Annotated in this window: 6 protein-coding genes and 1 pseudogene; 5 read left to right on the top strand and 2 right to left on the bottom strand. The window is 56.6% G+C overall.

From position 1 onward, the window contains the following. Window positions 1-627, top strand: a pseudogene (locus tag ABX962_RS18360) (EamA/RhaT family transporter); the annotation flags it as partial. A gap of 107 nt (window positions 628-734) precedes the next feature. After that, the gene (locus tag ABX962_RS18355; RefSeq protein WP_372721488.1) at window positions 735-1,784 is read left to right on the top strand and encodes a PmoA family protein; all 1,050 of its coding nucleotides are present in this window, start codon (window positions 735-737) and stop codon (window positions 1,782-1,784) included. A gap of 223 nt (window positions 1,785-2,007) precedes the next feature. Here the strand turns inward: ABX962_RS18355 and ABX962_RS18350 are convergent, their stop codons facing one another. Both ABX962_RS18350 and ABX962_RS18345 read right to left on the bottom strand, forming a co-directional pair. Continuing rightward, complete coding sequence (locus ABX962_RS18350) at window positions 2,008-2,841, bottom strand: HAD-IIA family hydrolase (RefSeq protein WP_372721489.1); 834 nt, start codon at window positions 2,839-2,841, stop codon at window positions 2,008-2,010. Between the two features lie 382 nt (window positions 2,842-3,223). Continuing rightward, on the bottom strand, window positions 3,224-6,985 hold the full coding sequence (locus ABX962_RS18345) for an MMPL family transporter (RefSeq protein WP_372721487.1): 3,762 nt from the start codon (window positions 6,983-6,985) through the stop codon (window positions 3,224-3,226). Between the two features lie 699 nt (window positions 6,986-7,684). Between ABX962_RS18345 and ABX962_RS18340 the strand changes: the two genes are divergently transcribed. From ABX962_RS18340 to ABX962_RS18330, 3 genes are all read left to right on the top strand, one after another. Then, window positions 7,685-10,075, top strand: coding sequence for a dienelactone hydrolase family protein (locus tag ABX962_RS18340; protein ID WP_372721486.1), 2,391 nt, complete (start codon window positions 7,685-7,687; stop codon window positions 10,073-10,075). Between the two features lie 298 nt (window positions 10,076-10,373). After that, window positions 10,374-10,670, top strand: coding sequence for a BON domain-containing protein (locus tag ABX962_RS18335; RefSeq protein ID WP_372721485.1), 297 nt, complete (start codon window positions 10,374-10,376; stop codon window positions 10,668-10,670). Between the two features lie 359 nt (window positions 10,671-11,029). Beyond that, on the top strand, window positions 11,030-11,587 hold a 558-nt coding region (locus ABX962_RS18330), incomplete at its 3' end, for an aldo/keto reductase (protein ID WP_372721484.1).

Below are 11,587 nucleotides of genomic sequence, written 5' to 3'. Positions count from 1 at the left end.
CGCGGTGATGTTTCGATCGCGGCCCCGATCTTCGGAATCAAAGTCGTGTTTGTCGCCTTGCTTTTGACGTTTGTCGGCGGCGAACAATTGCCGCGATCGGTGTGGTATGCCGCTGCGTTAGCGGCAACAGGGATTGCCTTGATCCAGTGGACCGGACGAAGCCACCCCCACGACGTGGTGATGACCATCGTGTTTGCGCTTTCGGCTGCGTTTTCCTACGCGGCGTTTGATTGTTTGGTCCAACTCTGGGCACCCGCCTGGGGTGCGGGCCGCTTTCTGCCGATTGTCTTTTGGATGGTCGGGGCTGCATCGCTTTGCCTGACTCCCTGGGTCCAGTGGTCCAAATTTAAAGACGCCACCATCCGTGCCAATCTGTTGCCTGGGGCGACGTTTGTGGCACTGCAAGCGGTTAGCATCACCGTTGCGGTCGCCCTATTCCACGACGCCGCGCGGATCAACGTGGTCTATGCGATGCGAGGGCTTTGGGGCGTCGCGTTGGCCTGGGCTGCGGCAAAAATCTGGGGCGGTGCCGAGGCCGATCATGGTCGCCAAACGATGATCACTCGTTTGATCGGCGCCAGCCTGCTCACGGTCGCCGTCATCCTGGTCATTTTCTCGCGGACTTGAGACGCCCCCCTGTTCGGTCTCCGCTCGCATGGCGGCTGCGCTCTATAATAGCCGACGTTCTGGACCTCCCTGATTCCCCCGCCTCCTCCTAACGCCGAGCTTCCTGCATGCCAATCCTCAACCGAATCGCTATTGGCTCACTGATCCTTTTCTGCCTTTTTGTGATCGACCAGGCATCCGTGTTCGCCCAATCCGAAACCGCCGCGGTTGTGACGTGTAGTGAAACCCCCGATTCCATTCAGGTCACGGTGCGGGGCAAACCGGTGCTGACGTACAACAAGACGTTCCAAGAACCACCGCAGGGCATGGACCCAATTTACCGACGCAGCGGCTACATCCATCCGCTGTACACCCCAAGCGGACGTATGGTCACGGGCGACTTTGCACCGGACCATGCTCATCAACACGCGTTGTTCGGCGCGTTCGTCAACACGACATTCCAAGGCAAACGAGTCGACTTTTGGAACCAGCACAAACGAACCGGCAACGTGTCGCATCACAAGGTGATCGAGGTCAACAGCGGTGACCAAGTGGGATCATTCACCGTCGAATTGCGACACGAAGCGTTCACCACCCCGGATCCGCCCACGCCGGTGCTGAAAGAACAATGGACCGTCCAGGTGCATGCTAAGACCGAACCTGGATTTGTCGTCGACATCCGATCCATTATCACCTGCGTCGCCGACTCGCCGCTGAGAATCAACCCGTACCACTACGGCGGAATGGCATTTCGCGGTAACAATGAATGGGTCACCGTCGAAAGCGAAAAAGCGATCAACGACTATCTCAAAGCGAGAGACGCAGGACAGCCACTTGCGAAACCCGACATGGACGTTGCTCGACATCAATTTTTGACGAGCGAGGGCAAAGGCCGATTTGACGGCAACGGATCGCATGTGAAGTGGGTGGATTTGTTTGGACGTGTCGACGGAGAGCAATGTGGTATCGCGATGCTCAGCCACAGCAAAAACTTTCGCTTTCCTCAAGCGGTTCGCTTACACCCCAGCAAACCTTATTTCTGTTTCGCTCCGATGGTCGATGGCGAGTTCACTCTCGAGCCAAACGAGACGTACGTCTCGGAATACCGTTACATCGCTCACGACGATGCACCGGACGCGGCAACGATTGAACAAGCTTGGTTTGAGTTCGCCAAGTAAAGAATTCGGACGACCGACGAGACATTCGTCGGCGGCAATCCGCTGACCCGACGAGTGCAATCGATCGATGATCGGCCGCAGACCAGGTGCGTTTCGTCGAACGCACCTAGCCCTACGGCTGTTCATCAACCATTAAATTGACTCGACGCTTGGCGGACATTTCTGTCGGGACGAGTGTCTTGGGCGGGATTAGGATTGGGGCCAAGCGGTCGCTGTCATCGGCTTAGGTCGTCGCTAAACGCATCTCTTCCCATTCATTCACAGCAGGCATCAAATCTTCGCCGGCTGCGGCCAAACCAAATTTCTCTCGCAGATTGACTTCCGGCGAAGCCAGGTCCGCGACCGAGTCGATGATCGAATCGGGGCTGAAGGCATAGTTAACCAAATCGTCAAACCGAGTGCCGCCCGATAGCGCCAACACCGTTTGATACCCCATCTGCACGCCACCAAAAATGTCCGTTTCCATGGTATCGCCAATCACCACGGTCTCGGACGTCGCGAGTCCCAACTGCTTGCGTGCCGCACGCATCATTACGGGACTCGGTTTACCAACGCTGGCCGCTTTCTTTCCCGTCGCTGTTTCGAGAAAGGCAACAACCGCACCACAACCGGGGCGAGTTCCGCCGGCGGTAGGACAGTTCGGATCAATGTTGGTGGCGACGAGCTTCGCCCCAGCAAGGATCATACGCGTCGCCGCTTCCAACGACTCGGCAGTCACCGTACGGCCTTCGCCGACAACGACATAGTCGGGATCGCTGTCGACAATCGAGTAGCCGTTTTGGTGCAGAGCCTGCAGCAGGCCCCCTTCGCCAATCACGTATGCGGTCCCGCTAGGCTTCTGCTTTGAGAGAAACCTTGCCGTTGCCATTGCACAGGTGAAGATATGTTCTTCGCCAACACCGATCCCCATACGCTTCAGCTTCATCGCCACGTCGCGGCGTGTTCGCTGACTGTTGTTGGTCAGGAACAAGAAAGGGTGGTCCTCTCTTTTAAGTCGATCAATGAAGACATCTGCACCGGGAATCAGCTGACTCCCTTTGTAGATGACACCATCCATGTCGATCAAAAATCCAAGTTTATCCGTCACGTTCACTATCTCCGGGGGTTCGAAATACAAATCGAATTCACGGACAACGCAACAACTGTTCCCATTCGCACAGCCCCTCGCCCGCTTGGATCCCGTTTTTGAACCGCCGACTGGTGATCTTGAAACGGCCGGACCGATTGCCTCCCTTAAGCTCTGCTTTGGGTTAAATAGATCCGTGACGAAAGGAAAGATAAATTCTTGGTGAAAGCAAGCAATTCAACTCAGCACGAGCAAGGACTGCTGCAAACGATAGCAGTCTCGATCGCCCCAAGCAAAGAAGCGCTCAGGAAACAGGCAACCACCCGATCAAAGTAGCGGCCGGCAAACTTCGCCATCGCCGCCGTTCCGCCCCCTATTTCCGTTTCATGCGATGGGGTCGATCGATCCGATCTGGGGGGAAATGGACTTTCAATCGTGGCAAGTCCTCGTATTCGCTGGCCGCATCAGGTTGCGATTGCGGTTCGATGGCAGGAGCCCTCGGTGGTGGGCTCGTTGTCTGCACCGCCGCCGCAGGGTTTAGCCCTTGGCTCGGATCGCTCGTCGTCCGCGGTTTAAACCAACGCCCTAAAGGCCCCGCTAAAAGAGCGGGCAGCAGAATCAGGTCTCCCACCAATGCGGTGGCCAACATCAACAGCATCAGCGTTCCAAAACGCTGCGTTGGCGTGAACGTTGAAAGCGCAAAGACAAACAGCCCGAGTCCTCCGACCACGGTGGTTTGCGTCATCGCGGGGCCGACGCGGCGATACGTCTCGATCACCGCTTCGACGCGGGTCATCCCTCGATCCAGATTCGTGCGGAACCACGACAAAAAGTGAATCGTATCGTCCACTGCAACTCCCATTGCCACCGAAGCGGTCATCATCGTGCCAATATCAATCGCGACATCCAAGTGACACATCACGCCAAAGACAAGCAGGACGGGGAACACGTTGGGAATCATCGCAATCGCGCCGGCCATCACCCCATTGCCAAGATTCGACGGAGTCGCCCAAGACCATGGCAATCGACCAGGATTCAGCAGCATTGCCATCACGATTGCAATCAGCACAAAAGCAAGGGCAATCGATTCGAGCAAGCTATACAGCAACGTCCGCTGAGCCTTGTAGACGACAGGAATCACACCGGTGTAGATCGTTTGTAGCGAACCGGAACCCTCGACATTGGGGAACCGGTCCGGCGTCAACGCGGCTTGCACCGGCTTGGATGCCACGGCGTTCGCGTCGATCCACCGCGTCGCGGATTCACGCAACTTGGGATCTGCGGGTTGATCTCCAACCCACATCACCGCACTGGAGGCCGCCACCATTTGGTTCCATTTCTCGCTGCCGATCTCGAGTTTAGAATCGGCGGCGGTGGGATCGAGCCAGCCGACACGAATTCTCTCGTTCGCTAACAATTCCTTTAACGTCGAGAGATAAATGCTTCGTGTATCAATCGTCTCTGGATCAATCAGCAGTTTTGCGGCGTCAAGCGATTCAGGGCGTTCATGGCCAACCAGCACGACGACATCTTTGCCAGACAATTTCCGAGGTTCGCCGTCAGCATCGCGTTTGAGCGACGTCAACAACAATTCTCGCGTATCGTAGGCCCGCATGACCGGTTCCACCGCTGTCCTTAGCGTGCTGATGAAGCGACCATAGTCAACGTCTGACAATGCACCGACTCGCAAGCTGATCCGCCACAATTCGCTGCCCGCAAACGGTCCCTCTTTTTCAATCCGCACGTAATCGCTTTGCAGCAATTGGTCACGCGACTCGAGCAATTTGCGATTGACGATCGATCGACGTGGGTCGTAGGAATTACTGGGCGGCGGAAGAGGGGGCAAGAACGTGTCGGCGCTCATCGTTTGGCCAACGACGTCCATTCCCGTTTCACCGAGCGTTCGCCGCACCACTTGGCTGACGCGGGCAACCATCTCGGCACGCTCAAGCATGTTAAGCGGATGGGCTTCTGCGGTGGAATTTTCCGTAGCTGGTTTCGCCAGTCGGTTCTGCACCAAATCGGATTCGGCCAGCGACGAACTGGGCACTCGCACGATCATTTCCATCGGGACCAATTTGCCGAAATGGTCTTCCAACCAAGCATAGTCACGAATGATCCGTGATTCGGAATCAAACAACTTCAGCAATTGCACCGATGTTTTGATGTGCCTTAGCCCCATCGCTCCGACGAACAACACCGTCAAACAGGCGATACTGACCAACGCATGATGCGACGTGACCCAGCGTCCCACCGACGCCCACCACTGGGCAAAGTAACCTTCCGGAGCATCGTCATGAGGGCTGCCATTGGACATCGCTGCTTGACTAGCCGCCGCTTTTTCTTTGTCATCGCGGGCGAGATCCGAAGCTGGCGAAAACGTTTGCAGCGCGGCGGGCAAATAAGAGAACAAGATGCCCAACGTGACCATTACCCCAATCGCCGAGTACAAACCAAAGTTGCTGATCGGCGCCAAATTGCTGGTAAACAGCGATGCCAAACCAATCGCGGTCGTAAACGAAGCGAGCGTGCAAGGCAAAATCGCATGCCGCAGCGCTCGCCCGGCCGCTCCGACTTCGCCGCCGGCGCGGACCTCGTCACGATAATAATTGACCACATGGATCGCGCCCGAGAGTCCCAGCACATAGACCAACGAAGGCATGCTCATCAAGATCGCATCGACCTTGCCGCCAGTCCACCACACCATCGCCATGCTGAGCATCGCGGCACTGCCACCGACAACGAACACCATCGTGGTGATCTTGATGCTGCGAAAACAGATGTACGACAATACGATCCCGATCACCAGGCTGTAGCCAAGCAAACGGATCAACGTGACGGTCCCCTCTTCGTCGATCGCGACGTTGTCCACAGGCGGACCACCCAATCGAAGTGGCGGCATGCCCGCGACCGTTTCGGCGGGCTGGCGATTAAACGGCGGAGGTGCAGTCGATGGCGGCGGAGCAGGGCGAACCCCCGAATCTTCGGCCAATTGCAACAATCGCCCGCGAGGTCCGCCGGCAACTCCACGCCCTAAAACGTAGGGCAAGTTGTCTTTGGCAATCTCGGTTAAGGTCACCACCACACAGGTCAATCGCGGCGGGGGGGTGACATCGACCGAGTCATAGACGGCATACCAGACGTAGTCCTGTTCGGCGGTCGAGGCGGCTCGCAATTGGTCAAGCGATCCGTCAAAACGGTCTGCCAAAATCGCCTCAAAGTTCTGCTTGACCCGCTCGTCAAAATCCTCCGGCAACTCGTCTCGTCGTGACGCGGGAATCTCGTTGCGAAACGATTCAATCTTCCAATCAAATTCGTAAGGCACCGCGTTCGCGAATAAAGTCCCCGTCAATCGTTCCAGTGCCAATCGCCGAGCCACGGTGGCACGCATCGATTCGTCGGTCAAATCGATCGGCCATAGCGCCCCGCCCTCGGCCGATAATTCATTCGCAATCGAATCCCCGGTTTCAACCGTATGAAACATCGGTGCACAAATCAGTGAAGGATCATTGTAAAACGGATTGGTCGCTTGATCGTCCGTCGCTTCGCCAAAGGCAGTGATAAACGTGCCTTCGAGTGCGTAGTTACCGGTCGCCCGTTTGATCGTACGGATCAACGCCGCCGGTCCGGTCATCGCTTCTTCCCAGCGATACAAATTGCCATCCGGGGTGATGTAGTACCAATCCCCGGATGCCGAGCGGACCCATTTTTCCTGCAGGTTCCCCCAGTTGTCGTTTTTGCGACCGGTGTTCAGCAGTCCCAGCTCTTTGCCCTTCTCGCGAGCGCGAGCGTATTCGGCGCGAACCTCGGCGGACCGGCCGAAGGCGGGATCATAGTCGTCGGACTCGTGACGCAGTTTTTGCTCGAGCAATTGCAAACGTTGATCGCCGCTGGTGCATCCCGGCCATGTGGCCAATACGAAACTTTCGCCCACGAAATGGTCTGCGAACCATTCCAGTTCAGCGGTTTCCGGAAAATCACTCGGCAACCAATCTTTGACTTCGTTCTGCGTCTCGCCCAAGCTCAACCGAGCCGCACGAAAAACCGATGGCAACACGAAAAAGAAGACCATCAAGATGGCCAACGCATAGGTGACCCCCAGCGGGCTGCGTCGCTCTAACAGGGGCTGTTTCATAGTGGTGTTTGCGTTGGAAATTCGGATGATGCGGAATTCTGCGAGGATGTGTGGATCACGGAATCATTCTCAGGACGAGGGGGGAGGACACGGGGGGTGAGCATGATTTCAACCGCGGCGAGATGCCCCCATTTTGCCAGAAGCACCCCAGATCCGCGAGATTTTGGCCCAACCCAACCTATCCCCTTTTCTCGGCTCGTCTTATCGTGCCAATCCTCACTGCACGAATAACGCACTTAAGCTAACGATCCCAAGCCTTGGGGTCTACTTCACATTGGCAATACCAAGCCGCTCCAGCTCAAAGGTTTTCTCCCCGTCAGATAGGATGTACCAATCGCGGAATCTGTACTGACAAATGGCTAGCTATCTCCCATCAATCACCCCAGCTACCAAGTCATCCCAAGTTCCGAAAGAGTGTCGATTCACCCCGCAGCCGACGGTCGAGGTGACTGACCGGGCCACCGCCATTCTAATCAGCCCGCCGGTAAGCCGCCCAACGCCATCCACGATTATTGAGAATCGGCGTTGATTGCCCCGCCCGCGACGCGGATCCGTTAAACTGGCACGGCTCGCCCCGCCCCTAGCGCTCGGCCCCGCCGCTAGCGATCGCCCCCGCTGCTGCCATGCCGCCTCGCTACCTTCGAGATGGCGGCGTCCCACCTTTGCCAGCCCGCCTTCCCGTTAATCGAGACGTTTGTGATGACAGTGCCTTGGATGCCAACACGATTGGCGTGGACAACCACTTTGTGGATGCTCGTTAGTTCCGCGATCGCGATTGCTGCCGACAGTGGCGATTCCGCAACAGTCGCGTTCACCATCGATCCCACCGTAGCTCACCAAGGATACGATGGCGAGCAGTGTTGGGTGCACGCACGCGCGGGGGCGATTCCGGCGTCGGATCCCGAGGGGCAACCGTCCGTCGTGATGACGATGCAGAAATTATTGCTGAGCGGATCGGACGTCTTTTATCCGCTGCACCAGACTCGTTCGGATAATCTCGGCGACACCTGGAGTGCTCCGGTCGAGCTGAATGCATTCGATCGCCAACATGTCGCCGCCGACGCTTCGGCACCGCTTCCCGGCGGCGCCTCGGTTGCCCCCGACTTGGTGCGACCGGGTGATGAAACCACCGTTTGTGACTTCGCCCCCAAGTGGCATGCCGCCAGCCAGCGATTGCTGGGGATTGGGCAAACCGTATGGTATCGCGACAATCGGGTGATGCACGCGTCGCCTCGCGGGATTGCCTACGCCACATTCGAACCCTCCAAAAACCAATGGTCCGATTGGCAAACCGTCAACATGCCCGCGGATGTCAAATTCAATAACGCGGGTGCGGGCAGCGTCCAACGTGTCGACTTGCCAGGCGGCGACATCTTGCTGCCGATCTATTTCCGAAATCCGACTCGGTCCCAATACTCGGTGACCGTGGTTCGCTGTCGCTATGACGGCCACACGCTACAGTACGTCCAGCATGGCGATGAGTTGACGATTCCGGTGAAACGCGGACTCTATGAACCGTCGTTGACCCAATTTGGCGGCCGCTACTATTTAACGATGCGGAACGACGATCACGGTTACGTTTGTACCAGCGATGATGGAATGCATTTTGAAACGCCTCGTCGCTGGACGTTCGACGATGGCAGCGATCTGGGCAATTACAACACTCAACAGCACTGGGTGACGCACCGCGACGGATTGTTCCTGGTCTACACTCGCCGGGATGCAGATAACGACCATGTTTTTCGGCATCGTGCTCCGCTGTTTATCGCCCAAATTGATCCCGATACCCTGCAAGTGATCCGCGAAACAGAGCAAGTGGTCGTTCCGGAGCACGGTGCTCGGCTGGGGAACTTTGGTGTTACCGAAGTCTCACCGACCGAAACGTGGGTGACGGTGACCGAATGGATGCAGCCCGACGGAGTCGAGAAACATGGCAGCGATAATCGCGTCTATGTTGCCAAGTTGAAGTGGGATCGCCCCAATCATGCATGGCAGGGCGACAGTCACACGGGGGCCAAATCAACAACCAACGCGAACAAGGCCTGGAAGACGATCGCTCCCTACTTTTCGCCACCCCAAAAGTTCGCGGACGATTTCGGCGTTTACTCCTCTCCGCTGAGATTCAAGGACGGGTCGCCGGTTCAAACTCGCGAGCAGTGGAAACGTCGCCGCAGCGAAATCCTAGCGGACTGGCAATTGATGCTGGGTCAGTGGCCGCCGCTGATCACGCAGCCCGAGGTGGAATCGCTAAAAACGGAGCGACGCGAGAATTTCACGCAGCACCAGATCCGCTTTCAGTGGACACCAAACGAGAAAACGACCGGTTATTTATTGGTTCCCGATGGCGAGGGCCCCCATCCCGCCGTGGTCACGGTGTTTTACGAGCCCGAGACCGCGATCGGGCAAGGGACGCCGAATCGTGATTTCGCATTGCAGCTTGCTCGCCGCGGATTCGTCGTGTTGTCGATCGGAACGACCGAGGCGACTGCGGCAAAAACGTACTCGCTTTATCACCCCAGCATCGAGGATGCAAAAATCCAGCCGCTGTCGATGTTGGCCTACGCCGCGGCGAACGCTTGGCACGTCTTGGCCAATCGTCCCGAGGTGGATTCGCAGCGGATTGGGATCGTGGGACATTCCTTTGGTGGCAAATGGGCAATGTTCGCTTCGTGTTTGTTCGACAAATACGCCTGTGCCGCCTGGTCCGATCCGGGAATCGTGTTTGACGAAGCACGACCGAGCGTGAATTACTGGGAACCTTGGTACCTCGGTTATCACCCCAAACCGTGGCGGCAACGCGGGCTGATCCGCGACGACAATCCGGCGCGCGGGCTCTACCCAAAACTGGTCACCGACGGTCACGATCTTCATGAACTGCATGCGTTGATGGCACCGCGACCGTTCCTTGTTTCGGCAGGCTCAGAAGATCCGCTGTCGCGCTGGCAGCCACTGAATCACAGCGTTGCCGTTAACGCAATGCTTGGCTACCGTGATCGTGTCGCAATGACGAACCGCCCCGAGCACTCACCCAACGATTCGTCTAACGAAGTGATCTACGCGTTTTTTACCCATTTCTTGCGAGCTCACTAAGCTCGTTTCATCACGATCGCTTCCTTGGTGCCTCCCCTAACACTCCCTTACACTACGGAAAAGCGAAGCACATGCTATCACGATGTAATCACTTGTTTTTCGCAAACAGACCATTGCATAAAACCTGTGGGTGCGTGAGAATCATGCTTGACATTGCGAGGCTCAATTCCTTGCAACGCGCGGCACGACAACGTGTCGTCTCTCCGCTTCATTGCCCGATTCCATTCCATGGTGACAGGGAAGTGAATCCAACCACTTGCCTGCCGCTTTTTCCGATCGCATTCAAAGGACTGATTTCATGCTGCATTTGCCAGGCGAGCCCACGGTTGCTAAGGAACCGTTGGCGGTGCAAAAGCCAGTGAATGACCCGGTGACCAACGAGATTGACCAACTGCGTCGCGACATCTTGTGCAAATTCGAAGCGAGTAGCTACCGACAACTTCGCGGCATTGATGTTACTGTTGGTGACATCGGAGCCGTGGAACTTCGCGGTGAGATCGAGAGCTTTTACTTGCGACAAATGGCTTACCAAACGGCGATCGAGATCCCCGGTGTCGATACGGTTACCGATCGCATCACCGTCCGCTCGTGCTAGTGCTCCCGCTTCGTTGACGCCCGCTTCGTTGACGCCCCTAGCCAATACATCACTGTGGCTTCTCTCGATGACTCGTCATCTGGCTCGGTCGCAGCGATCGGACCGTTCGAAGTCTGCTTGCCGCGGCCTCGGGCTGCTCCGCACTGAGCCCCTCCGCAATAAGCCCTATCGGGTTGGGCGGCAAAGCAAACGGCAATGGACGAGTGTCGTCCGGTGTCTTACTTGTGACAGTTTGCGTCTGATTTGGAACATTTCGGGCTGGTTTTTACCGTTCACCGCCTCTCCTCACAGCCCCGCTAGATGTGTTAGGTTGGTTTGGCGAACGAATCACTCCCCAAACTCCCCTGAAATCCAATCCGATGGCAATGCAGCGACGACCTCTTGGCAATACTGGACTGACACTTCCCGTCCTTGGTTTTGGCGCCTCCTCGATCGGTGCCGAATTTCGCCAAGTGGATGTGGGCGAGGCACTCAAAGCGGTGCATGTCGCGTTGGATCGCGGGATGAACTACATCGACACCGCAGCCTACTACGGTCGTGGGATGAGCGAGATCATGCTCGGCCGAATGCTGCCCGACGTGCCTCGTGACTCGTATCTGTTAAGCACGAAGCTAGGCCGCTTTGCTCCGAAGCATTTTGATTTCAGTGCAAAAAGGGTTGCCGAAAGTATCGACATTTCGCTCGAGCGGATGCGAATCGATCACATCGATATGGTGTTTTGCCACGACATCGAATTTGTCGACCTCGACCAAATCGTTAACGAAACCATCCCCGCGCTGAAAAAGGAAGTCGAAAAGGGCAAGGTGCGTTTCATTGGCGTGAGCGGTTATCCCATGAAGATCTTCTTGGAGATGCTCAAGCGATCCGATCTCGATGTGGTGCTGACCTACAACCACTACACGCTGCAAAACGACATG

The organism is Novipirellula sp., assembly GCF_041583735.1.
In the GTDB taxonomy this organism is placed as follows: domain Bacteria; phylum Planctomycetota; class Planctomycetia; order Pirellulales; family Pirellulaceae; genus Novipirellula.
This window is presented reverse-complemented; position numbering and strand designations above follow the sequence as displayed.

Bases quoted from the DNA above. Each gene is read 5' to 3' on its own strand.
- ABX962_RS18355 (WP_372721488.1), top strand. From the start codon at position 735: ATGCCAATCCTCAACCGAATCGCTATTGGCTCACTGATCCTTTTCTGC.
- ABX962_RS18350 (WP_372721489.1), bottom strand. From the start codon at position 2,841: ATGGATGGTGTCATCTACAAAGGGAGTCAGCTGATTCCCGGTGCAGAT.
- ABX962_RS18345 (WP_372721487.1), bottom strand. From the start codon at position 6,985: ATGAAACAGCCCCTGTTAGAGCGACGCAGCCCGCTGGGGGTCACCTAT.
- ABX962_RS18340 (WP_372721486.1), top strand. From the start codon at position 7,685: ATGACAGTGCCTTGGATGCCAACACGATTGGCGTGGACAACCACTTTG.
- ABX962_RS18335 (WP_372721485.1), top strand. From the start codon at position 10,374: ATGCTGCATTTGCCAGGCGAGCCCACGGTTGCTAAGGAACCGTTGGCG.